We start from the raw sequence: 22657 nt of genomic DNA, 5'->3' as shown, positions 1-22657 counted from the left end.
GTTAAGCTACAAGTGTCGCGAAACGCGACACTTGAATGCAAAATCTTAACCAACTTTTCTCTAAATCCAGTACATCCCAAGCTGCAGATGTAATTCATCTCCACCGTGGTTTAGTGAGCCTCTTTAAGAGATCTGGCAGCAAGCAATGGCAATGTCGGTTTAAATTGCCCAATGATCAATGGCATTCCATAAGTACTAGTGAGGTAGGTCTTGAAGAGGCTAAACAAGCCTCAATTGCGCTCTATGAGCAAACCATGGCTAAGATTAAGCAAGAATTAAGTCTCAAATCTAAGTCATTTAAGCAGCTAGCGGAAGAAGATTTATTGGCAATGGATATTGCCAATAAAGAAGGTAATGGCAAAGCCATCTTTAAAGATTACAAGTTTGTCCTCAATAAGTACCTCATCCCGTTTTTTGGCAAATTTCAGCTAAAGGAAATCACTCCCGATCTGGTTAGGGATTTTGAATCTTGGCGCCTATCCATGATGGGTAGAGATCCACAAGCAAGCACGAAACGTACTCATGCCACCACTTATAACCGAGTCATTGCCTTAGCTAGAGAGCAAAACCTGATTGCTGATACTTATCGGGTTCCCTTATTGGATCCCCATGGGTCTCCCGGTCAAACTAGACCAGCCTTTAGTAAAGAGGAGATCGCTCAATTATTGGGCTATATGCCTAGTTGGGAAAGTGTGGGTAGATCGTCTCGAACCAAGGAGATGCGACAGTTGTGTCGATCTTATGTTGAGTTCTTGCTTTATACGGGGGCAAGGCCTGGAACGGAGTTAAAGCCCATGCGTTGGAAGCATTTGCAATGGCATTGGATTGGTGAGCAGCGGTATTTAAAGGTCTGGCTTTCCGGTAAAACAGGCCCTCGGTATTTAATTGCTAAACATTTGGTAGTGGATTGCTTGGAAAGATTAATCATTTGGCATCAGTTGCCGTATAAAGACTTAAATGAAGTGATTGAGGCTAGATTGGATAGGCTGATATTTACTTTCCCAAGAGGGGTTCAGCCCTATAACTTTAATCCCCAATTTGAAAACCTCTTAAAGGAATGCAATTTATTGAAAGATGTAGCAGGGCGTAATCGCAGTTTATATAGTCTGCGCCATACCTATGCCACATTCGCACTAGCTGAAGGTGTTGATATGCACACCTTAGCTAGGCAAATGGGTACTTCTACTTTAATGATTGAGCGTCATTACTCAAAATTGACTCCAATGATGGCAGCTGCAAAGCTAGCTTAAATCTCAAATTTTCCGATATGTAATTCCTCACATAAAAAACTTTCAATATCTGCCCTCAGTTCAACTTGCTCTTTCCCATCGATAATGTCGGAAATCAGCTGGGGGAAATCATCGTTTGATATGTGCCTGGAATCGGTTAATGCTTGATAACGATCTCTGGATTTGGTGTAGTAGTAAAGCGCCTCGTTAAATAAGGCCTCCATTTCATGAAGATCAAGCAGGGCGCTTAAAGCTGCCCGAATGCATAGAGCCGAATTCTTGTTCATGAGCCAATAAATGGAGCAATCCTTATCGGCTAGGCTAGTAGCAATAAATTCGACATGTTTAAGATTGCCAATAACCATGTAGGAGCGATTTGGTCCCGTAAAGTTGAGATACCCATCTAAAATCTTGATGGCATCAAGCTCAGAATCAATTGTCCCAATTGGTTTTGAATGCCCGCGTATGTAGATCTTCTGTGAAGATGAACTGATCATCTGAAAGTATTCTTGATCTAAACCATGGTTAGGGGTGTCAAAAACAAAGACTGTTCTAGGGTAGCGCATATTAATTCCATATAAGTACTAGCCACTGGGGCTAGTACTGGTGTGGTCAAGCAGCCATCAAGGGGTTAATGGGTTCGGGGGTAGAAGACGTCTCAATAATTCCGCCAGGATTGCTCGGGGGATTACAAACGGATCCAACAAAGTCCTCAAGACGCTCTAGGAGCTTTCTATTACTGGAGCTCACTTGCAATTGCGTGGTGAGAATCTTGAGTAATTGATCATCTGGTAGAGCAACACCTTCTTGTTGCATGATCCACTGTGCTCGGGAAAGCCAGTCTTTTGCTGTTACTGGAGGCACCATAACGCAGCTACTACGATCGCGCAAAGCAACATCGACTTGGTCAATATAGTTCGTTGTAAAGATGAACTGGGTATGACTAATCATGTCATCAATAACATCCCTAAATGCAATCGCAGCTTTAGGTGTGAAATTAATTTCATTGGAAATGATGTAATTACGCTTTTGATCATTGATCGTAAACACTTGATAAAACATCGTGTGATCTTCAAACATTTGCATGACATCGTTGATCGAATTAAATTCAACCGCTTTAAGACGGGTAACTTCAGCCTTTTTACCCTCAATTGCGTCTGGTAATAGATTGGCAATCGTGGTTTTACCAGTACCAACCCCGCCATGAAGTATTAATGGCTTTAAGTTCCGTCCGTTAATGTATTCAGCTAGCTTGTTTTTGAGAGTGATGCTACCTAAAACAACTTCATCGAGAATCTTAGGTGCATATTTGAGTGCGAAGCTCATGGTATTTCCTTTCTAATTAGGTAAAAGCAGGGGCGGTTGATCAGTCCCAAACCCCTGTCAAATAATGAACAATGACTTATGCCATCTCTTTAAAGTACGCTTGATTAGCCGCTTCGGTGACCGCCGCTTGCGCCGCGATTTCAGCTTGGGCTTTAATGTGCTCCTCGACCTTATTGAGCAGCTCTTGCGCGATCTTGCGAATCGCTTGCTCAATCATGGCGCCAGACGAGCCCGGAACAACACTTAAGACTTGTGTTTGTCCGCTAGCTAACATCTTGCCAATCAGCAAGGTGTATTCAGCGGAGTCCGCAGGGTGCGCTAAAGCGGTTTTGGGTACCAGAGCTAAGGGATGCTGCAATTGACTAACTAATAATTGCTTTACCTCTGCCACTTTAGCGTCTAACTGACCACGCTTTTTAATGGTTTCGTCGGTAACGCCTTTGGTGGAAGCGACTTCCTCGACGCCGCCTACTTTAGCTACCCATTCGGCGAAATTAGCCACTGAAACCGCCTCTTTGGCTGCTACCCTTAAAGCGCGGGAATAGCTGCTTGCGCGGCGGCGCTCGGCATTAAATACGTACTTTACGATCAAGGTCAACACCGGAGTGCTTGCTTGAACTTTAGTGCCGCGGGCTTCTAATGTGACTTTGATGCTCTCTAGCACTATTTTCTCGGCGGGACTTCCCTTGATTTCGTAATACATGCCAAGGCAATCCGAGAGAAGGGCGTAAAGCCCTTTGTTAGATTTGTCGTAAAAGTCACGTTGCCAAACTTGACGACGACTTGCTAACGCATCGAGTTTTACCAATGTCGCGCTAGCGATTTCATGCTTCTGATTTGCTGTGATTCTCATGTGCTGCTCCTTAGTTAAGTTAAGTGTCAACTCAACTTGGGTTTAAAAGGTATTGCAGCGCGCGCTTTGTTGAGTTGACGAAAGCAGTTTAATTTTTTTGGTATTTTTCATGCAAATCACCACGTTGTTTTATTTCCTTGACAGAAAAATGCGAAAAATCGGAGCCACGTGTTTATTAGCTTTGCGGGTGTTTTTGTTTTTGAAGAAAAAAATCGTAAAAAACTCTTTTTGAAAAATTATTGAAAAATGAAATCACAATTTCCGTTATGAATTTACAGAAAAATTGCTCTATATTTTTTATCTATCGTAAGTGAAAAACTGTTCTGATAAATAAAAAACCAGCCTGAAGTGGGCTGGTTAATATGAGTACAGCAGAAGGTGTTTGGTTAAGAATTAGCTTGTCTTTGCTTAATCAGTTCGGCAGCTGGGATGCGAACTACTTTACCGTTTATTGAAGTCACAATCGCGGTATTGGTTTGGATGGCTAGATCAATAGCTGCTTTGCCAGCACGTTGCATAGCATTGTAGGATCCAGCGATATCGGGATCGGGGGAATTGCGAATATCTTTAGTAGAAGTTTTCATAGTTAGCTGCAATCTACTTGCTCTGGCGGGGTGGTATCACCGTTTAACACTACCCATGAGTTTACTGCCTTTTGGTATTCGGGTAAATTCCGCAATCCAGCTGTAAAACGCCTGCGAATGACCTCTTCGGGGATATTGTGGCCACCTTGCGCCACCCGCTCTGCAACACGAGAAATTGCTAATTCTGGCGAGCTTAGGCCAATAAACCAAAGTTTGACCATATAACCCCACCTTTTCCATTCTTCAATACGCTGAAGATAATGAACACCAGATAGCGTAGTTTCAAAAGCAAAGCTCTCACCAGCTTCAGTGCATGCATCGATCTCTTGAAGCATCAACCTAGCTGCTTTAAAAGAAGCGGTTTCAGGATTAAATGGGGCTAATCCAGCAGCAATCAGATCGGCATTAATAAAGCGATAGGTATGCGCCTCTAAAGGCAAGAAGGTTTTAGCAAATGTCGTTTTGCCAGCCCCATTGGGGCCGGCAATGATGATGATTTTTTTCTCAAAATTCATGATTACCATTTTACCGCTCTATTGGAAGTCCTAGATGAGCTCAACGGCGTTTCTCTTTTGCTCATCGTTTACATCGATGTACCTTTGGGTTACAGCAATCGATCTGTGGCCTGCCAGACTGGCTAAGATTCGCACGCCGATGCCTTTATTGGCCAAAGTGGTAATAAAGAACTTTCTTCCCGAGTGACTGCTGCCGCCGCTAATGCCGACATTCTTATAAAGCTGATGAAACCAGACACATAAGCCATTAGGGCTAAAGCGTAGGCGGTGATCGGTATGGAAAAACGGGATATCTGCTCCTTTAGCGTGTCTTGTCGTTAAGTAATTGGCGAGTTCCGTTTGCAAACGCTGGGAAACGAACACAGTTCTGGGATATTTGCCCTTAGTCTGCGCTGCACTGAGGCGAATCTCATTTTTAATGGTGCCATCGGGGTTCACTACATCACCCATCGTTAAAGAGGCTATTTCGGCGACGCGAAGGCCTCCTAAAAAGCTGGTAAGAATGATGGCTCTATCGCGTAGAGCGTACTTTTTGGTGCTGACATACTCTAAAACTTGATCTAGCTCTACCTGAGTAAGTGTTTTTGCTTGTGCCATATAAATCTCCTGTCATAAATAAAAAGTGCGCTAATAAAAGCTTGTAATGCAGTATGTTTTCTTAAGGGAAAAAGGTCGACCTCAGTTTGTTTGTGAAGTGTCACGTAACAGGACAAATTGACGAGACACAGATCTTCCAAGAATCAATGACTTACAAGATCGGGTTAAGAATATGTGAATATTCTTAGCCTCTTTCTTTCTATAAGTATTTAGCTGAATCTTCTGAATATCGTGGGATTAAGACGACAAAAATCCCACGATGCTAGCAAACACCTCAAATCACTGGATAGCGTGTTTTTGTAGGTTCGCTAGTGCTTGCTTATATCCCCCGGAAAATACACCGTTTGTAGACGGTTTTTGAGGGGGATTTAGCTCGGATTGCGTAGTAGCTATCAGTGCAGGAGTAGGTTTGCCGGGAACTCTGGCAATACAACCTCTAACGGGTAGCTCCCAATACTCATTAATCCCATGGGCGGTATCGTTAATTTGTATGGTGATTCTGTTGTAGTTCATATCTAAGGCTGCGTACCCCTCAACAGCATTCTTCACCCCATTTGCGTAGTGATAAATCCAGCTCATTAAAACCCCATCTTCATTTGTGGGGATATTGTTTAAGCGTGAAGCCATTTCCACATGTATAGGGCTTTTGGGAAAGTTAAACCATGCCTCGATCTCTTCAAAATCCACTAAATACTTGGCATAGGGATCCATGATCTCTAATGTGCCGTTGTAGATGGCTTTGCGATATTGACCTTTTGCGTAGGTAGTTCCGTATAGTTTGTTTTCCCATAAGCGGGCTGTAATCTCTTTCATTTTTAATCTCCTTGAATGTTGAAAGAAGTCGCGGTGTTGCTTGAGATGCAGGGAGTAGCAGAGACAAAAGATAGTTGCTGTTGCGTGAGTTGCTGTTCAGAGCTACTCATTTGTCCCCAATACAGCAACTAACTGCAACTTATTTCTTAATCGCATCTCAATGCAACTCATTACGCGACTCGTAAATATTTAGCCCTCGTTAATAAAAACCGTATTTTTTCTGTCCAAAATTAGCCGATTTGCTTGTGATCCAAAAACAGGTCGACCAAAGCGCCATATCGAAAACACACTTAATGAGCCCATTAACTACATAGGAGAATCAAATGAGCCAATTAAGTAATCTCAAGCTAGTAGCAGTAAAAAAGCCTCGCAATATGCCAGTAATCGTTATTCGCAGGAACAAACTCGGATCAAAACTCTGGGAGCAGATCCAGTTGGCTAAGAGCCAGCTAGAAGGAACCCCATTTGTAGTCATGAAATATAAAACTGTGAAAGATCGCGAAACGGGACTACGTAAGCAAGTGGAGGTGCCTAAGCGGATTAAGCCATGGTGGTTCCAAAGTGAGGAGGGCAAGGTCTGCTTTTCGGTGAGATATGGAAGTTGCACATTAGAGCTATCTAAAGGAAAGCCTAGTGTGGAGGTAGCTAGCGGAGAGGATCTAATAAAAGCCCTTGAATCCATTAAAGCGGCAGTAGAAGCAGGGGAGCTCGACCAACAAATCGAAGTGGCCAGTAGCAGTTTACGTAGCGGCTTTAAGCGTTAGTCTCAAGGGGTGCGTTGACACCCCATTTTTTTATCAGGATTTACCCTGTTGCATCATATCTATGTAATAAGCCTGGGTTAAAGTTTGCAATAACTATTAAAAACCATAAGGGGTTTTCCATGGGCTTTTGAGGATGGGTTGGACTTATCTTTTTCACGATCGTTGGTTTGAATCTCATTCAGTGGGGTATTCGAGTCAATGATGAAGCAAAGGCTGAGGAAGAGACCAGGGCAAATCAAAAAAAGATAGCAGACGCACAAAAGGAGATGGAGCGAATCCGAAGCGAAGTTATTGGAGATTTAAACAAAAGCTGGGAAAAAAATCGCTCCGAATATGTAAATGCCCTCCAAAGCGGGGATGGCTTTTTAGCGACAGCAAAAGGTCGGGATTTTTACTCCTGCAATAGAAGGTATCGCGGGAATGGAAATCAGAGTCAAGTCATTGAAGATGAAATTCGTATTAAAAATGAAGTTGCCAAGGGAAAAGCTGAGCGTGTTAATCCTCTTGGGCTTGAGGAGCTCGATAACGAAGAGCTTAGAGATCGGCTTGAGTTTTTGACTAAATAACTTTATGAAACGATATAAAGCAACAGTCAATGCGGCAGGAATGTGGGTGGAAACAATCCTCTATGCCCAAAACCAAGCTCAGGCATATAAGTTGTTTCAAGCCATATTCGGATCTAATAATGTGCCACATCAACCACTACAGATTGGTTAATCATGCGATTTAATGAAATTGCTCCACAAAAGCCTCTAAATCCAGAACAAGCAAGACTTAAATCGATGAAAGATCGCGTCAAACGAGATCAAGAGGCTGTAAAGGCTGAGCGGGCAAGGCAAAAGATTAAGTCTGGTCAAGATGCGTTAGTGAAATCGCATCAAGTCTAGTTTTCTCTGTATTCAAAATACCAATATCAATCAAATTTACTAATAGAGGCTGAAAGTGGCTAATTGCTCTAACTGCGGTAGATTCATGGATGGCTGGGGAAGTATCTGTGGGGTTTGTAAAGATAACGCAAAGATTCAAGAGGGACAGGCTGATATGCAACGTCAGCTTCGGGAAGATGCAAGGGAGGCTGCTAGGGCGGCAGAGCGACACCTTGAGGAGGTTCGCTCAGCAAAGTGGCAGGCTAGCGCAAACCATGAAGAGGCAATGCGAGCTGAGGCTGATCGTTTAGATGAGCTCCAAAAGCAAACTCAAATCTTACTAGAGGGTCAAATTACCAATGAAGAGGCCTATCAGCGTGGGTTTGATTTAGAAGATGAGTATCTAAATTTATTGCTTACTGAAGACGGAAGAGTTTATTGGGAAATCTATGAGCCTTATTTAGTAGCCAGACTTAATGCAGCTTATGAAAAGGGTGCTCAAGATAGATTGGAAAAAGAGTTTGAATCCAACTATCCCGGATTGGAGTACATGAAGCAAGAGGCATTTGCTCATGGCTATGCAGGCAGTAGAAATTGCAGCATTGTTTACTTGCATCATCTTCTTCATATCTACCCAGCTAAGTTAGACATCCTCTCGGAAACGAGGCTAAAGCAAACCACAAATCAAGAAACGGGCAAGCTTGAGTGGCAATGGATACCCGTTTATATGAGTGAGGAGTTAAATGATGCTTATGATGCTGGCGCTCAAAAATACTTAGATGAGCAAAATACCGCTGAATTAGTAGCTGAGCGACTTGAAAAAACTAAAGCAGATATAAAACAGGCGGAAGAGTCCGCACGGCAAGAAGCAGAAGCAAATTTAGCAAGGCAACAAAATGATAAGGCGGGCTATAAAAAGAAACTTTATGCTGCATTCGCAACGTTAGTTGTTGGGCTAATTGGTTTATTTGGCTATTGGAAGTACGACGAATCTAGAACTTCATATTTGGCATTACGTGAAACACTCCAGAAAGAAGGTTGGAAGCCTTTAGTGAGGCCGCCAGTAGTAAAGAATTGGAAAAAGCCATTTCCTGAGGTGCTGTCATGTTACGAAGGCTATTGTGAATCGGAATTTGTAAACAAAAATAAGCCTAATAAAGTTCGTCAAGTTGTTTATGAGTATTGCGGTCATCCATATGGTAGTGAGTGCACGTTTCTAAATCCAAAAGACTTTATGCGCACTTACAGTGACACAATTGTTAGCAGAAAAAAGTCGGATGAAGATTACGAAACTACTCGCAAGCATTTTGAGGCATATTAGCGCTTGAATTGCTTAATGGAATAGATGAAAAAGATTGACTCAAAAATCCCAGGGAAGCCAAAACCAACGCTTGAAGACTTGCTTAAGACCAGTCAATTGGTGAAAGGGAGGGATATTCTTGAGCGTAAGCGGTTGATGGATGAGGATATTGAGTTTGAGCAGAGAAACCGCAGGAGTAGAGCGGGGAAAGCCTAGTTTGTCGGGAAACACGACACCTTGATGCGCAAAGAATTAAGTATGTTTCTCACAGACGAAATTCTTTTGGCGGGATGTTAGAATCATTACGAACCTACAAATAGACCTTTTGTCGTAGATTCGCGACATGTGAAGTAAATGGGTGGGGCTATGCCTCGTCCGTAATCTTTTCTTAGTTAACTGTGCGTACTAATGCGTCGCATATGAGTATTTGTAGGTTCTTTTTTCCAGGTGACTGATGACCTTATTGGCTGGCCTTAAGTCTGCACGTACCATTCAGGATGTGGCTCGTCTACTTAATACGAAAGCCAGTGCCCTGGCTTTCATGTTGTACAAAGAGAGCCCCGATACCTTATACACAGAATTTTCAATTCCAAAGAAGTATGGTGGTTTTAGGGCTATTGCTGCGCCCATACCAAAATTAAAGCTTGTACAGAGAAAATTGGCGGATATATTGCAAATCTGCTTACAAGAAATTAACGAGAAAGAAAATTATTCCGATAAGGTTGCGCATGGATTCAAGAGAGGCCGCTCTATCGTTACGAATGCGCAATGCCATAAAAGAAAAAGGTTGGTTTTTAACCTAGACCTAGAGGATTATTTTGGCAGCATTAATTTTGGAAGAGTGCGTGGGTTTTTTATGGCAGATAGAAACTTTCAGCTGCATCCAAGCACAGCCACTATCCTTGCTCAGATTGCATGTTACAAAAATTCGCTACCGCAAGGGAGTCCTTGTTCTCCAATTATTTCGAATTTAGTGGGCAATATATTAGATGTTCGTTTAGTGCGGCTAGCTAAGGAGAGTGGTTTAACTTATACAAGGTACGCCGACGATTTAACTTTTTCCACAAACGCTCAATCTTTTCCTGAAAGTATTGCAGTTAGTTCGGCCGACAGCCTGCATTCCTGGATGGTTGGGAAAGGTTTGAATGAATTAATTGAAAGAAGTGGTTTTAGAGTCAATTCTTCTAAAGTAAGGGTTCAATATAGACACTCAAGGCAGGAGGTAACAGGCTTAGTTGTAAACAAGAGGGTTAATATTCCTTCTACATATAGGCGCAAAGTCAGAGCAATGGTGTATTCCTTGGTGACCGAGGGATATTTTGAATTTAAAGAAATTGGTGAAAAGGATGCGGAAAGCGCCCAGCCTACTAAAAAAGGTTCTTTAAACCAGCTGCATGGTATGTTGAGTTATATATATCAGCTCGACAGTAGTAATAGGAAAGAGCTTTCAGCGGCTAATTTTAAAGATGGAGTGCCTGTATCCGAGAGGGATGTTCCATTAACCACCACAGAAAAAGTATTTCGTCGATTTCTGTTTTTTAAAAATTTTTATTCCACGCAGAAGCCTGTGATTATTTGCGAAGGGAAGACAGATAATATTTATCTGCATTACGCCTTATTAAGTCTGGCTACAAGATTCCCAAATTTAGTCGTGAAACAGGCGCAAAAATATTCATTTGCTTTTTCGCTTCACAGGTACTCCAGAAGTAGCACTGAACGCATTTTAGGTATCCAAGGCGGATCTGGAGATTTGAAGATGTTTATGCTGAATTATCTTACTTCCTATAATTTTTTTAAGGTAAAAGTTAAGAAACAGCCAGTAATATTACTAATCGATAATGATGATGGTGCAAATGATATTTTCTCTATGGCAAAGAACTATTTGGGTTATAAGCCCACTGGTCAGGAGCCATTTCTCCATGTAGACGGAAATTTGTATTTAATGCCTACGCCTTTATTAAATAGCAGAACTAAATCAACAATTGAAGATTTTTTTGATGACAAAGTTAAATCTGTTCAGGTAAGTGGCAGGAGTTTTGATCCTAAAAGGAAGCACAATGGCTCTGCCAGTACTTATGGAAAAAATGAGTTTGCCAGGGAGGTTGTTGCCAAACAGGCAAATTCAATAGATTTTTCAAAATTCTCATATGTATTTAAAAATATAGAGGACATAATTGCCGACTTTCAAAGCAAAGTGGCTGCAGGAAAAATAAAACCTTAAGTTTCTAAGTTCCCTCTAGAGAAGCTCACGGTCACCCAGCGCCTCCCATCCCCACCCAATTAACGCCTGCAAGATTCCGCATTAGCCGTAATTCAGCTACTGGCGCTGAGATTAAGATCCCTGCGGCCAAGACGGTTAAGTTCACTGCTGGCAAGGTATTTAAAGACGCTGTCAATAAACGCAAATAAGGATTTGTTGGGCACTTTGTCCAATAGTTGCTTGAGCCTTACCCCAAGCGAAGCTTGTTTTATGAGTAAATGAACAGTAGACTGTTATCCAGTCTATTCCATGACTATTTGTATCTTGTGCCCGCCATAATGGCGGGTATTTTTTTGTTCTGCTAATTTCTGATTTGCAAATCATCGGTGATAATGGGCAAAACATCTATGAGGGGTGCCACCTTGAATCGAATCATGCTGCTAGCCAAATTACATCGGGTCACTGTTACCGAAGCCGATTTGCATTACGAAGGGTCGTGTGGAATTGATGAAAACTTGCTTGAGGCTGCAGGCATGAAAGAGTTTGAGAAGATTGAGCTTTACAACATCAATAATGGCGAAAGATTTTCCACCTACATCATTAAGGCGCCTCGAAATTCAGGGGTGATTTCATTAAATGGGGCTGCCGCAAGAAGAGCGCATGTCGGTGACCATTTGATTATCTGCACTTATGGGCAAATACCCGATTCTGAGCTAATAAACTATTACCCCAAGATTGTTCTGGTGGGTGATCGAAATCAAATAGCCAGCATTAAGACTTCTGATGGCTAACCCTTGTTATCAAAATACTTAGGTTCCAACTTCAAGTCCTGGTGGGCTCACCAGAAATGAAAATACCAATCTCGGGGTAGTTTTGTTTTGTCGGTTTACCCGACGAACAGCATGACCAAGTGTCGCATTTCGCGACACTTCTACCAAATATCCTATAAATGCTTATAGTCTATACGACCCCCTGCGTCTTCCATCATATCCCATCACGGTCCAACAGATCTTCTATTGGGTGAAAACGGTGACCAACATATTCCATCCAACCAAAAGAAAAGGGACTACATTTTAATAGTTTCTCGGTATTATTGGCGGGGCGTTTAGCCGGAAGATTTGCTACAGGGATTTGCTTTAAAGGGTCTAGATCGCTCCGGCATTATGAATATTTGAGGTGGTTTAGTTAAACGCTGTAAAGGGGTGAGAATCCACCCCCAACAGTTCTCAAATTTGTTGTTTGCCCTTGATATATGCGAGTGGCTGAAATAAGGGAGGTGCCTTCAAATATATAGTCTCTAATATCCACTTTTAAGCTAAGCTCATTACCATCAACAGTGATTGTTCGCTTGCTTGGAGGAATAATTTTTTGTGCGATATAGCTTTTATCTTTAATTTGGCCCCATACGCCTTTAGTTAATTTATCGCCTCTATAGACAGCGCGACTTCCAAATCCTTGGCTAGGTTTGAAAAAGTAATCTTTTCGATTTAGCCAAAGAAACTCTTCATTTTTAGCGGAAACCTTGATGGTTTTTGGGATATGACTTAGGAGTATTTCTTTGATGGCGGAGTCAATCCCTAGGGTATCAAGCTGCTCTTGATTGCTCAATATGCAAAGATTATCTTTATTGGCAAATACTGCATGATTAAAGGGATTGGGGGTAATGGCTGCAAGATCCCCAAGGTAGGCCTCCCGTAGAACGGAGTACGCGGGCCCTTGAAAATAAAAGTCAGTTGTTCGGTTGTAGATTAGATCGATTTCAGTTTCACCAAAGCAAACTTTGTTAGTTTGAATGATCAAATTATCTGGGGAGGCAATAATTGTCTTAATTCCATGCTTCTGAAAAAGAGCTTGGAATAATAAAAACTCGGGATATAAAAATTGCTCTGTTGGATTTTCATCAACAATGGCAATCGTTTTTAATTGGGCGTGAGGATCGTTTTTAAAGGATCTCCACTCTTGAGAAAACATATTTAGAAAACTTTCATATATTTCATCAGGCATATTTCGTTTGGCCAGGCTTCTCCCCACGGGTTCACAGCAATTCTTTGATGCGCCAATCTCAAGGGTGCAAATCATGGCACCACCCGCATTTGTATTGATTTCAATCAATTGTGGGCCGTTGACTCCCAAATGGAAATCAAATCCATAAAAAACGCCACTAATATTTTGTCGATGTCTAGCGATTTCTGGGGCATTTTCAAGGACTAGCTCTTGAAACAAAGATGTGCCGCAAACTGTAAAGACTGCTTTGGCTAATGTTTCCATTTGGTCTAGAGCGGCGCGTTCAATAAATACTCCGCTTTTAGATAGCATGGAGCTTATTTTTGTCGCAGCTATATCTGCAAGCTCAAGATTGCTAATGAGGTGATGTACTTCAACATCTAGCTTCTGTTCATCTACGCTGATGCAACTGCAGTGGGCGTTGAGTTCGGCGGCTTTATCTGACATGGGTTTTGGAGATATTGAAGTTTATACAAGCTGTATTCGAGTAATTTACCATTCTCTATTAAATTACTTAGCTTTGGTTTCGAACCAGGGCGCAAGAATTAAAATCAAAAGGACAGCCTTGGTTTTTGGCTGTAAATTTTGTCAACCCTCACGATGTAATGTATTTTAATTCTGATTTGCCGGGTGAAAATATTCAAGGAAAATCGCACTCCTTGAATATTGCCAGGGCACCTCAAGATGAAATATACAGCGCGACATGGGATGCTCCTTTGCCGTCCACAAGATCTCAGTCACTCGATGCTCCTGGTCGTCCGGTTGGTCAAAAAATATATCAAGCAATACAAGATTTAATGGTGGGTCAATGGCCAGATGAGGATCGTCGTTGGAAAGCGCTTCAAGATTACTATTTCAATGCAATTCGTGACTGCGATCTTCGCGTGCAATCTGTTTTAGATATTCTTAAACAAAATGATATGGAAAAAATACCATTATCATTTTCAATGCTGATCATGGTGAGCTGGCAGGGCATCATCAGTTGCGAGGCAAGGGAACAACTGCTTATCGACAACAAAATCATATTCCGCTCATGATTGTTCATCCCGCATATCCTGGAGGGTCAGAGTGCAAAGCCTTGACCTCTCAGCTTGATATTGCCCCAACTATTATTGGCTTAACCGGCTTGAATGAAAAAGCAAGACAAAAGGCTAGTGTTGGATTGCAGGGAAGGGATTTTTCGAGGCTATTGAAGAATCCTAATCAGGCAAGCATTGATACTTTGCGCCCCTCGATATTATTTAATTTTGACATGCTCTCATATCAAGATGTTCGCTGGGCTGGAATGACTATTGATACAAAGAAATATCACTCTCTTACTTCAAGTCAGCAATTGGCAATGCTTGAAAAGTATCCGCCTAATTTTTCAAATCGAACATCTATCAGAAGTTATTTTGACGGACGATATCGGTTTTCAAGATATTTCGCTCCTAATAACTTTAATACTCCAAAATCTCTTGAAGAGTTAATGGCAAATAATGATCTTGAAATTTACGACCTCCACAATGACCCTGAGGAAGTCCATAATTTAGCTTTAGAAATAAATAAAAATCATGAGCTTATTTTCTTCTTGAATCAAAAACTAAACGAGATCATTGCCACAGAGGTGGGTGTTGATAATGGCCTGTATATGCCTATCAGAAATGGAAAGTGGTATTTTGGCAAAGTCGAGTCTTAATTTCTCTTAATCTAAATTTCATTAAGTTTTTTTGGTGCCCATGCCTACTGCAGCAAAAAAAGAAATGGCTTAAAAGATATTTCGCCTTCAAAGCCATATATATCTTGGTCGGTCGGGCGAGATTAGAGTTTCCCGTTCCAAGGGTTAAATTACTTTTTCATTCTTCAGGCGATTAATTTCTTCTTCTGAAAATCCAAGAGCTGTATAGAAGGATTGATTATCTTCACCAGTTTTAGGGCCAGTTTTAATTGGGATATCTAAAATCTCAGGAATTCTGGGTACTGCACAGGGTGCTGGGATGCTTCCCAATTCAGCATCATTTAGTCGAATAATCCCTTGCCTAGCTTTAACTTGAGGATCTTTGAGGACATCCTCAATGTCATATACCTTTGTGTATGGAATATCTGACTCATTTAATGTAATCTCAACTTGTTGATAGGTGTTGTTCTGAAACCAGCCAGCAATTCCGTTATCTAGCTCTATTACGTTTTTGCAGCGCTGAGGATTACTTGTGAATCTTGGATCATCTATCCATTCTGATTTGTTGATGGCGTTGCATAATCTCTTGAATATTGCATCCGAGGATGCAACCAGGGTTACCCACTTTCCATCCTTGGTCTGATACATATTTGATGGGGCGGTATAGCTTGCTCTATTGCCTTCATGCTTTCGGTTGATGCCCAAGAATTCATATTCAACAGCAAGAGGGTCTAGCAGTCTAAATAAAGCTTCAGTTGCAGATAGATCAATTTCAAATCCACCCTGAGAGGGGTCTCTCCTTAACGATGCTATGGCTGAAGCAATGCTAAATGCCCCAAACAGGCCCGCAATTAAATCTCCAATAGGCAGGTTTGGATGCTGTGGGCCACTTTCGGAAGTGCCAATGAGATTGGTTAATCCACTCATGGCTTCAAATATTCTGGCAAACCCTGGACGTTCTGCGTAGGGACCAGTTTGTCCAAATCCAGTTAATCGGAGAACTAGTAAATTTGGGTTGACTTTTAATAGGGTTTTCAAATCAAGCTCCCAGCGATCTAATGTGCCAGTTCTGAAGTTTTCTACTAGTACATCGGTATCTTTCAGAATCTTTAGAAATATTTCCTTACCTTTCGGGTTCCTTACATCAAGGGTAATTCCTTTTTTTCCGCGATTTACTGTTTTCCAATAGAGCGCATGCTCAGACGTAGTTGGCGCCAATCCTCTAAGGGCATCAGATCCATTGGGTAGCTCAATTTTTGTCACATCTGCTCCAAGGTCGCCGCATAGGGTTGAGGCAAATGGGGCGGCAATTACTGTTGATAAATCAATAATGCGCACATCTTTAAGTAATGGGGGGCGAGTAGTCATGTAAACACCAAGCAAATAAAAAGGGATTAAACCGAAGTTATTTTTTATTGTGCCACTGTTTCGCACAGCGAAACAAAGGATAAAATGAATTGTGGATTTAATCAAAAAAGAAGATGATCTCTCTATGTCAAATAGCGTGAACTGTCATGATTGATCGTCAATTTGCAATCAATTTAAGCAGGGGTCTGGAGGTGCTTCGTGCATTTACCCCGGCTGATCAGCTTTTGGGGAATCGCGAACTTTGCGAACGAACATCACTACCTAAGGCAACCATTTCGCGTTTGACTTACACCTTAGAGAGGTTGGGATATTTATTGCGAGTTGAGCGATTGCAAAAATATCGTCTTGGTCCTGGTGTACTGATGTTGGGATACCCAATGTTGGCCAGCATGGATATTCGCCATCTTGCCAGACCTCATATGGAAAAGTTAGCTGCCAAGACGAAGTGGACAGTTAACTTAGGGATGCTAGGGCGCTTGGAAGTGGTTTATGTGGATGCTTTGCGTTTGGATAAGAAGAACTTTCTCAAGCCTGATATTGGAAGTAGCCGACCTTTGCTTACAACTTCAATTGGGCGGGCATTATTGCTTGCATCGACAGGGGCGGATCAAAAAGCAATCTTGAATCGCCTAAAAATAGCCGACCCATCTCAGTATCGACGAGACATTAGCTGCTTTTATCGCGATCAAGAATTTTATGAAAAAAATGCCTATTGTTTAAGTAGAGGGGACTGGGAAGGCGATGTATATGCCGTAGCGGTACCACTGCGTGTGGGGAGTAGCGATGATCCTCTGGTTGCTCTGAATTGCACGATTAGTGGCGCAAAGCTTTCGCAAGCTGATATTGCTAAAACGGTTATTCCACATTTATTTGAGGCAAAGCGCAATATTGAACGAGATGGCGGGGTAACTTATATGAATAGAGGGCGATAAGTGATTAATGATATTGAAGTTAACAATAGGCGATTAGAGAATATTCGCCGTTTTGTTCGAGAGGTGGCAATTCCTGCGGAGGCCCAGGTTGTAGAAGAAAATAAGATTCCTGAATCTATTGTTAATCAGATGAGGGCTAATGGCTATTTTGGATGGAGCATCCCCAAAGAGTACGGTGGAAGTGGCTTAACTACAGAAGAGTTGGCGCTTGCAAATATTGAGTTATCGCAGGCCGCCACTGCATTTAGGGCACGTGCTGGCACGAATACTGGTATTGGATCTGAGGGTTTGGTACAGGATGGAACCCGCGCCCAAAAAGAGCAGTGGTTGCCAAGATTGGCATCGGGCGAGATTACTGGATGCCTTGCTTTAACGGAGCCAGAGGCCGGATCGGATGCAACAGCATTGCAATCTACTGCAGTAAGTGATGGAAATAATCAATTTTTAATCAACGGCACAAAACGCTACATTACCAATGCGCCGATTGCTGATCTATTTACGGTTTTTGCAAGAACGGATTTAAATGATTTATCCCACAAAGGGATTACCGCATTTTTAATTTCGAGAGAAACTCCAGGAATATCGACGGGTCTAGAACATAAGAAAATGGGGCAATCTGGATCGCCGGTATCTGAAGTGTATTTAAGTAATGTTCTCGCAAGTTCTGACAATGTATTGGGTGGTCAATTAGGCATGGGTTTTGCAACAGCCATGAAGGCCTTGAATAAACAGCGCATCAATTTAGCGGCATTATGTATTGGGCCAGCTATTCGATTGTTGGATGAAGCCTTAAGACATGTGAAAACTCGTGAGCAGTTTGGTAAGCCAATATCAGAGTTCCAGCTAATTCAGGCAATGCTGGCGGAAAGCAAAGTGGAGATTGAGGCTGCAAAAAGCCTGGTGCTAGAAACAGCAAGATCACGAGATCGAGGCGAGGATGTCACTACCCAAGCATCAATTTGCAAATACTATGCCTCTGAAATGTGCGGCAGAGTGGCAGATCGAGTGGTTCAAATTTTTGGTGGCGCGGGGTATTGTGCTGATATCGGGGGTCCGATAGAAATGTTGTACAGAGATGTGCGTTTATTTCGCCTGTATGAGGGCACTAGTCAGATTCACCTGCTTAATATTGCTAAGCGAATTTTGAAGTAATTCTTAAGGAAATTTTTTATGAAAAAATATATTGTTAGTGCAATTTGCATTGCGTCATTATGTGTCGGAGTGGCAAATGCACAGGAATGGCCAAATCGATCAATACGATTCATTTCCCCATTTGCACCTGGGGGTTCTAACGATATCGCCACAAGAGTGATAGCTGAAAAGCTAAGCCCGAAACTTTCACAAGCGATTATTGTTGAAAATAAGCCTGGCGCGAATATACGCATTGCCTCAGAAATGATTGCTAAGGCAGAGCCTGATGGTTATAACTTCATTATGGTGGCGGCGCCACACACAACTAATCCTGCTTTATATGGACAGCTTCCTTATGACACGGTGAAGGATTTCACTCCTATTATCCAAACGGTAAGAGCTCCACTGTTTTTAATGGTGCCTGCTAATTCACCAATCAAGAATGTCGCAGAACTTCTAGCGGCATCAGCAAAATCGCCAAATGGACTTAATGTCTCGAGCCCCGGAAATGGTACCGCACCACATTTGGCTTTAGAGTTATTTAACAATATCGCTAAATCAAATCTCACTCACATTCCGTATAAAGGTGATGCTCCCGCAGTTACCGATATCTTGGGAGAAAGGGTTGATGCAGGCGTTCACCCAATCATCTCACCACTACCTCATATTAAGAATGGAAAGATTCGGGTTCTTGCAGTATTTGGATCTACTAGATCTCCGCTGTTGCCAGATGTGCCATCTCTCGGTGAGTTGGGTTACCCAAATACAGAGGTTTACACATGGTTTGGATTGGTTGGTCCAGCAAAACTGCCGGTAAAAATTGTTGATCGCCTAAACAAGGATATCAATGAAATCTTGGCTCAGCCTGAGATCAAACAACGATTTGCTGATATGGGTATGGAAACAGTAGGCGGAACTCCGGAACAGTTCTCAAAATATGTTCGGGACGATATTGCAAAGTGGAGAGCTTTGGTTGCAAAGAGAAATATTAAGCCTGACTAATCATGTTTGTCGGATTTCCCGACAAGCCATCCTCTATAGTGTCGCGAAACGCGACACTTGCAAGTCGCTTACGGTCGCCCAGCGCCTTCCATCCTGACCCACTTCGGTCCAATAGATCGCCTATTGCTCTAAACAGCCACTACATTTATCCAACCCAAAAAGAAAAAGCCCCTAGATTTCTCTAGAGGCTTTTGTATAACTGGTGGGTTAGGCGAGATTCGAACTCGCGACCAACGGATTAAAAGAAGTCGTGCCTCTTCAAAAACCTATATAAATCAGTGATTTGTACGACCAAAAAATGACTGTGCGATTGACTGTGCGATTGAAAATCGGGTCAAAATTGGTGGTCAGTTTGGGAACAGTCTTGGGAGGTAGGTATATTCCTGTATCTGAAACAAGCCGCGAGAGGCCGCTCTAGATTTTCCTAGTAATCCATATGACTTAAAAGAAATAGCCCCTAGTTTTCTCCAGGGGCTTTTGTATAGCTGGTGGGTCGGAAGGTTCGAATTAGCGATCAAGGGATGAAAAGTCCTGATTAGAAGCCGACTTACTAAAGCTAGCACAAAGAGTCCGTCAATTTTGAGTGAATATTGAAGCTGGAGCAGCAATAGATCTACCTAATAAATTTTTGTGGCAATTCAAGAGGCTGGAGTGGTAATTACTGAGCCCGCAAGGGTGTGTCGTATAAAACAACAAATTATGAATGGAGCTCTAAGTTAGGGGTCAAATGTTACCACGTGGTCAGCAACCAATTGGATGCCAATTTTTTCACCAACGGCATGATCATGGTGGCTTGGGACATAGGCAAATATTTCAATGCCCGATGCAAGCTTTAGTGTGTATAAAAAGTCTGCACCCCTGAAGATTTTACGGACAACTTCAGCCTGCATGGGGCTGCGGTCATCATGTTGAATATCATCCGCACGTAATAGAACATCAATTTCTTTACCAATATCTTTTGCGTGATCTTTGTCTATTTCGAGTTCGCCGATTTCGATCATTATTTTGTTATTTGGTTGGACGATACCTTTGATAAAAATACCACGGCCAATAAAATCAGCTACATAACGACTGGCGGGCTTATGATAAAGCTCATAAGGGGCATCCCATTGAATTACTTTCCCTTCAGTCATGACACCAATCTTGTCAGCAATTGCAAAGGCTTCATATTGATCATGCGTAACTAGTAGGGCGGTAATATTGTTTGCCTTCAAAATGTCACGCATTTCACTAGCAAGGCGCTCCCTTAATTCGATATCAAGACTTGAGAAGGGTTCATCGAGCAAAATTAAATCGGGCTCTGGTGCCATCGCTCTAGCAAGTGCAACCCGCTGTTGTTGGCCGCCACTCAATTCATGGGGATAAGCATCAGCCTTATCTGTGAGTGAAACTCTTTGAAGCCACTCCATGGCTAGGCTAGTTCTTTGATTGTTTGGAAGATGCTGTAAGCCAAATGCAATATTCTCCAAAACATTTAAATGGGGGAAGAGCGCAAAGTCTTGAAAGACCATGCCAACCCGTCTTTGATTCGGAGGAATATGAGTGGATTGCGAGCTAACAACTATATCTCGTAGTTGAATTTCCCCCGTCTTAATCGGCTCGAATCCGCAAATCGCTCTTAGAACGGTCGACTTTCCGCAGCCTGAGGACCCTAAGAGACATCCAATTTCACCTTGCCCAAGAGCTAAATTGAGTCCTTTGACTGCGGTAACGCGGCCATGACCATCCCGACTGGGGTAGTCGATCTCTAGGTTCTTAATTGACAGCAGCGGGTGCACAGAGTTCATCCCTATAATTTTCTCATTAATGCTAATGGTTTAATGCATAGCTAGAGTCTAAACGGATTACTGAGTTCATGAATCGTATTGTGGTGCCACTTGCCTTATTGTTATTTTTGCCGCTCTTCGGCTTAGCGGCGCCATTTCTATTTCCGGGCTTGGGGGGCGGTGATGCTCCGGCAGTGGGTACGTTGAATCACTTATGGAATTTTGTTTTGAGCGGTTACATTGCTTCAACCATAATGCTTATAGCTGGTGTTGGCATGGGGGTTTTTATTCTGGGCGTAGGTAATGCTTGGATTATTGCGAGCTACGATTTCCCTGGCAAGAAGGTATTTGAGTGGGCCTTGATTCTGCCTTTGGCTGTGCCCACATATGTAATGGCCTATCTTTTTGTAGATCTTCTGCAGTTTTCTGGGCCCATTCAGTCGGCATTGCGTACTTTTCTGGGTCTAGATTCACTATGGTTTTTCCCTGACCCAAGGTCATTGAGTGGTGCGATTTGGTCTTTCTCTTTCTGCCTTTTTCCTTACGTCTATCTCATCACTCGTACCGCTTTTTTAGAGCGCAGTCGCCGCTTGATCGAAGTATCTGAAACTCTAGGCTACAGTCCCCTGCAAGGTTTTATAAAGCTAGTGTTGCCGATGGCAAGACCTGCTATCTTTGCGGGAATGGCTTTGGCTTTGATGGAGGTTTTGGCTGATTTTGGTGCTGTCTCTTACTTTGGGGTACAAACCTTTGCCACCGGCATCTTTAAGGCCTGGCTATCTTTTGGCGATCGTTTAGCCGCAGTGCAACTAGCTTTAGGTTTACTCGGTTTTGTATTGCTAATCTTTTTTATTGAACAAAGTAGTCGCTCTAAATTACGCTATTCAAGCTCATCCCAAGGCAGGCCAACTACCAAGCGTTTACATGGCAGACATTCTCTTTTTGCATTTTTATTTTGTGGTTTCACATTGCTTTTTGGCTTCTTGTTGCCAGCCTTCGCACTATTACAATTGCTTTACAAGCAAGGCCTCAGTGTTGATATACGCTATCTAGATTGGTTAAGTAATTCGCTTTCGGTGTCGTTTGCGACCGCTTTGATTTCAGTTGCTCTTGCGGTATTTTTTGCTTACGCTGTCAGGGTGAATCCCCGCTTGGCTTGGGTAAATCGATTGCTTGGATTTGGTTATGCATTACCGGGCGCAGTATTGGCTATTGGCATTCTTTCATTCTTAGAGATTTTTCATTTAGCTTGGTGGATGTCAGCCAGTATTTTGGTGCTGGTGTATGCCTACTTGGTGCGCTTTTTGTCTTCTAGTTTGCAAAGCATAGAAGCGGGTCTTTTGCGCATTACGCCATCCATGGATGGTTCGGCTGCTTTATTGGGGCTCTCTAAGACTCAAATTCTGAGAAGAGTGCATGTGCCACTACTCAAGCGTAGCCTGATTACTGCAGGCTTATTTGTATTTGTAGATGTAATGAAAGAATTACCAGCCACCTTGTTGTTACGTCCATTTAACTTTGATACCTTAGCTGTAGCTACTTATCAATTAGCCGCAGATGAGCGATTATCTGAGCTAGCCCTGCCTTCCTTAACCATTGTTTTAGTGGGGCTTTTTCCAGTTCTTGTACTTTCAAAGGCAATTGCAAGGCCTTAAGTAGTCGTCTATTAATTCTAATTGATAATCATTCTTATTTGTGATAAATTGAATCAACCTCAATTTCATCGTAAATACAGAAATGACAACTCAAC

General features: G+C 42.3%; 24 protein-coding genes and 1 pseudogene. 15 read left to right on the top strand and 10 right to left on the bottom strand.

Annotated elements, in window-relative coordinates:
* Positions 1 to 35 precede the first annotated feature (35 nt).
* Positions 36 to 1250 carry a tyrosine-type recombinase/integrase gene (locus JaK3_RS10640; protein ID WP_068324100.1) on the top strand — a complete coding sequence of 405 codons (1215 nt, stop codon included), beginning with the start codon at positions 36 to 38 and terminating at the stop codon, positions 1248 to 1250.
* On the opposite strand, the gene JaK3_RS09450 is transcribed toward JaK3_RS10640, so the two are convergent.
* The 7 genes from JaK3_RS09450 to JaK3_RS09420 all read right to left on the bottom strand — a co-directional run bounded on the left by JaK3_RS09450 (position 1247) and on the right by JaK3_RS09420 (position 5917).
* Positions 1247 to 1795 (bottom strand): hypothetical protein, encoded by a 549-nt coding sequence (locus JaK3_RS09450; protein ID WP_068324097.1) that lies wholly within the window; start codon positions 1793 to 1795, stop codon positions 1247 to 1249. The two genes, JaK3_RS10640 and JaK3_RS09450, sit on opposite strands and share 4 nt — an antisense overlap.
* Before the next feature lie 46 nt (positions 1796 to 1841).
* The gene (locus JaK3_RS09445) at positions 1842 to 2555 is read right to left on the bottom strand and encodes an AAA family ATPase (protein ID WP_068324095.1); all 714 of its coding nucleotides are present in this window, start codon (positions 2553 to 2555) and stop codon (positions 1842 to 1844) included.
* A gap of 76 nt (positions 2556 to 2631) precedes the next feature.
* Positions 2632 to 3408, bottom strand: a complete 777-nt coding sequence (locus JaK3_RS09440; protein WP_068324093.1) for a hypothetical protein — start codon at positions 3406 to 3408, stop codon at positions 2632 to 2634.
* A 386-nt stretch (positions 3409 to 3794) separates the two neighbouring features.
* Positions 3795 to 3992, bottom strand: a complete 198-nt coding sequence (locus tag JaK3_RS09435; protein WP_068324091.1) for a hypothetical protein — start codon at positions 3990 to 3992, stop codon at positions 3795 to 3797.
* A 2-nt stretch (positions 3993 to 3994) separates the two neighbouring features.
* A complete protein-coding gene (locus JaK3_RS09430) occupies positions 3995 to 4507 on the bottom strand; it encodes an ATPase (protein ID WP_068324637.1) in 513 nt (170 codons plus the stop codon).
* A 30-nt stretch (positions 4508 to 4537) separates the two neighbouring features.
* Positions 4538 to 5104, bottom strand: a complete 567-nt coding sequence (locus JaK3_RS09425; RefSeq protein ID WP_068324087.1) for a tyrosine-type recombinase/integrase — start codon at positions 5102 to 5104, stop codon at positions 4538 to 4540.
* 279 nt (positions 5105 to 5383) lie between these two features.
* The gene (locus tag JaK3_RS09420) at positions 5384 to 5917 is read right to left on the bottom strand and encodes a hypothetical protein (protein WP_068324085.1); all 534 of its coding nucleotides are present in this window, start codon (positions 5915 to 5917) and stop codon (positions 5384 to 5386) included.
* Between the two features lie 323 nt (positions 5918 to 6240).
* On the opposite strand from JaK3_RS09420, the gene JaK3_RS09415 reads away from it, so the two are divergent.
* The 8 genes and pseudogenes from JaK3_RS09415 to panD all read left to right on the top strand — a co-directional run bounded on the left by JaK3_RS09415 (position 6241) and on the right by panD (position 11838).
* Positions 6241 to 6681, top strand: coding sequence for a DUF6641 family protein (locus JaK3_RS09415; RefSeq protein ID WP_068324083.1), 441 nt, complete (start codon positions 6241 to 6243; stop codon positions 6679 to 6681).
* Positions 6682 to 6848: 167 nt separating this feature from the next.
* Positions 6849 to 7247, top strand: coding sequence for a hypothetical protein (locus JaK3_RS09410; protein ID WP_068324080.1), 399 nt, complete (start codon positions 6849 to 6851; stop codon positions 7245 to 7247).
* Positions 7248 to 7251: 4 nt separating this feature from the next.
* Positions 7252 to 7398: a hypothetical protein gene (locus JaK3_RS10765; RefSeq protein ID WP_167345997.1), complete on the top strand. Its 147-nt coding sequence runs from the start codon at positions 7252 to 7254 to the stop codon at positions 7396 to 7398.
* Between the two features lie 2 nt (positions 7399 to 7400).
* A complete protein-coding gene (locus JaK3_RS10760) occupies positions 7401 to 7568 on the top strand; it encodes a hypothetical protein (RefSeq protein WP_167345996.1) in 168 nt (55 codons plus the stop codon).
* A 55-nt stretch (positions 7569 to 7623) separates the two neighbouring features.
* Entirely contained in the window at positions 7624 to 8868 is a 1245-nt protein-coding gene (locus tag JaK3_RS09405; protein WP_150114262.1) for a hypothetical protein, read from the top strand.
* 433 nt (positions 8869 to 9301) lie between these two features.
* On the top strand, positions 9302 to 11068 hold the full coding sequence (locus JaK3_RS09400; protein ID WP_068324076.1) for a retron Ec67 family RNA-directed DNA polymerase/endonuclease: 1767 nt from the start codon (positions 9302 to 9304) through the stop codon (positions 11066 to 11068).
* Positions 11069 to 11145: 77 nt separating this feature from the next.
* Positions 11146 to 11256, top strand: a pseudogene (locus tag JaK3_RS10530) (HU family DNA-binding protein); the annotation flags it as partial.
* A gap of 213 nt (positions 11257 to 11469) precedes the next feature.
* Positions 11470 to 11838 (top strand): aspartate 1-decarboxylase, encoded by a 369-nt coding sequence (gene panD / locus JaK3_RS09395; protein WP_068324635.1) that lies wholly within the window; start codon positions 11470 to 11472, stop codon positions 11836 to 11838.
* Positions 11839 to 12232: 394 nt separating this feature from the next.
* On the opposite strand, the gene JaK3_RS09390 is transcribed toward panD, so the two are convergent.
* On the bottom strand, positions 12233 to 13159 hold the full coding sequence (locus tag JaK3_RS09390) for a hypothetical protein (protein WP_150114261.1): 927 nt from the start codon (positions 13157 to 13159) through the stop codon (positions 12233 to 12235).
* 497 nt (positions 13160 to 13656) lie between these two features.
* Here JaK3_RS09390 and JaK3_RS09385 point away from each other — a divergent pair, with 497 nt between their 5' ends.
* Positions 13657 to 14088: a hypothetical protein gene (locus JaK3_RS09385; RefSeq protein WP_068324071.1), complete on the top strand. Its 432-nt coding sequence runs from the start codon at positions 13657 to 13659 to the stop codon at positions 14086 to 14088.
* A complete protein-coding gene (locus JaK3_RS09380; RefSeq protein ID WP_240480931.1) occupies positions 14034 to 14729 on the top strand; it encodes a sulfatase family protein in 696 nt (231 codons plus the stop codon). Before JaK3_RS09385 ends, JaK3_RS09380 begins: the two co-directional genes overlap by 55 nt.
* Before the next feature lie 144 nt (positions 14730 to 14873).
* On the opposite strand, the gene JaK3_RS09375 is transcribed toward JaK3_RS09380, so the two are convergent.
* Complete coding sequence (locus JaK3_RS09375; protein WP_068324066.1) at positions 14874 to 16076, bottom strand: CaiB/BaiF CoA transferase family protein; 1203 nt, start codon at positions 16074 to 16076, stop codon at positions 14874 to 14876.
* Positions 16077 to 16222: 146 nt separating this feature from the next.
* Between JaK3_RS09375 and JaK3_RS09370 the strand changes: the two genes are divergently transcribed.
* Genes JaK3_RS09370 through JaK3_RS09360 form a run of 3 tightly spaced genes read left to right on the top strand, consistent with a single transcriptional unit; the run spans position 16223 to position 19141 of the window.
* Positions 16223 to 17008 carry an IclR family transcriptional regulator gene (locus JaK3_RS09370; protein WP_068324063.1) on the top strand — a complete coding sequence of 262 codons (786 nt, stop codon included), beginning with the start codon at positions 16223 to 16225 and terminating at the stop codon, positions 17006 to 17008.
* Positions 17009 to 18160: an acyl-CoA dehydrogenase family protein gene (locus JaK3_RS09365; protein ID WP_068324061.1), complete on the top strand. Its 1152-nt coding sequence runs from the start codon at positions 17009 to 17011 to the stop codon at positions 18158 to 18160.
* An 18-nt stretch (positions 18161 to 18178) separates the two neighbouring features.
* Positions 18179 to 19141 carry a Bug family tripartite tricarboxylate transporter substrate binding protein gene (locus JaK3_RS09360; protein ID WP_068324059.1) on the top strand — a complete coding sequence of 321 codons (963 nt, stop codon included), beginning with the start codon at positions 18179 to 18181 and terminating at the stop codon, positions 19139 to 19141.
* 716 nt (positions 19142 to 19857) lie between these two features.
* Here JaK3_RS09360 and JaK3_RS09355 read toward each other — a convergent pair.
* On the bottom strand, positions 19858 to 20928 hold the full coding sequence (locus JaK3_RS09355) for an ABC transporter ATP-binding protein (protein WP_068324056.1): 1071 nt from the start codon (positions 20926 to 20928) through the stop codon (positions 19858 to 19860).
* Between the two features lie 68 nt (positions 20929 to 20996).
* On the opposite strand from JaK3_RS09355, the gene JaK3_RS09350 reads away from it, so the two are divergent.
* A complete protein-coding gene (locus tag JaK3_RS09350; protein WP_068324053.1) occupies positions 20997 to 22562 on the top strand; it encodes an ABC transporter permease in 1566 nt (521 codons plus the stop codon).
* The last annotated feature ends 95 nt before the right edge of the window (positions 22563 to 22657 follow it).

It is taken from the genome of Polynucleobacter yangtzensis (assembly GCF_001595965.1).
In the GTDB taxonomy this organism is placed as follows: Bacteria; Pseudomonadota; Gammaproteobacteria; order Burkholderiales; family Burkholderiaceae; genus Polynucleobacter; species Polynucleobacter yangtzensis.
Note: the sequence above shows the minus strand (reverse complement) of the source record. Positions and strands in the feature narration are given on the sequence as shown.

Coding starts and splice junctions, on each gene's coding strand:
- JaK3_RS09420 (WP_068324085.1), bottom strand. CDS start 5,917: ATGAAAGAGATTACAGCCCGCTTATGGGAAAACAAACTATACGGAACT.
- JaK3_RS09450 (WP_068324097.1), bottom strand. CDS start 1,795: ATGCGCTACCCTAGAACAGTCTTTGTTTTTGACACCCCTAACCATGGT.
- JaK3_RS09385 (WP_068324071.1), top strand. CDS start 13,657: ATGTATTTTAATTCTGATTTGCCGGGTGAAAATATTCAAGGAAAATCG.
- JaK3_RS09435 (WP_068324091.1), bottom strand. CDS start 3,992: ATGAAAACTTCTACTAAAGATATTCGCAATTCCCCCGATCCCGATATC.
- JaK3_RS09360 (WP_068324059.1), top strand. CDS start 18,179: ATGAAAAAATATATTGTTAGTGCAATTTGCATTGCGTCATTATGTGTC.
- JaK3_RS09400 (WP_068324076.1), top strand. CDS start 9,302: ATGACCTTATTGGCTGGCCTTAAGTCTGCACGTACCATTCAGGATGTG.
- JaK3_RS10765 (WP_167345997.1), top strand. CDS start 7,252: ATGAAACGATATAAAGCAACAGTCAATGCGGCAGGAATGTGGGTGGAA.
- JaK3_RS09445 (WP_068324095.1), bottom strand. CDS start 2,555: ATGAGCTTCGCACTCAAATATGCACCTAAGATTCTCGATGAAGTTGTT.
- JaK3_RS09425 (WP_068324087.1), bottom strand. CDS start 5,104: ATGGCACAAGCAAAAACACTTACTCAGGTAGAGCTAGATCAAGTTTTA.
- JaK3_RS09370 (WP_068324063.1), top strand. CDS start 16,223: ATGATTGATCGTCAATTTGCAATCAATTTAAGCAGGGGTCTGGAGGTG.
- JaK3_RS09415 (WP_068324083.1), top strand. CDS start 6,241: ATGAGCCAATTAAGTAATCTCAAGCTAGTAGCAGTAAAAAAGCCTCGC.
- JaK3_RS10760 (WP_167345996.1), top strand. CDS start 7,401: ATGCGATTTAATGAAATTGCTCCACAAAAGCCTCTAAATCCAGAACAA.
- JaK3_RS09355 (WP_068324056.1), bottom strand. CDS start 20,928: ATGAACTCTGTGCACCCGCTGCTGTCAATTAAGAACCTAGAGATCGAC.
- JaK3_RS09440 (WP_068324093.1), bottom strand. CDS start 3,408: ATGAGAATCACAGCAAATCAGAAGCATGAAATCGCTAGCGCGACATTG.
- JaK3_RS09375 (WP_068324066.1), bottom strand. CDS start 16,076: ATGACTACTCGCCCCCCATTACTTAAAGATGTGCGCATTATTGATTTA.
- JaK3_RS09430 (WP_068324637.1), bottom strand. CDS start 4,507: ATGAATTTTGAGAAAAAAATCATCATCATTGCCGGCCCCAATGGGGCT.
- JaK3_RS09350 (WP_068324053.1), top strand. CDS start 20,997: ATGAATCGTATTGTGGTGCCACTTGCCTTATTGTTATTTTTGCCGCTC.
- JaK3_RS10640 (WP_068324100.1), top strand. CDS start 36: ATGCAAAATCTTAACCAACTTTTCTCTAAATCCAGTACATCCCAAGCT.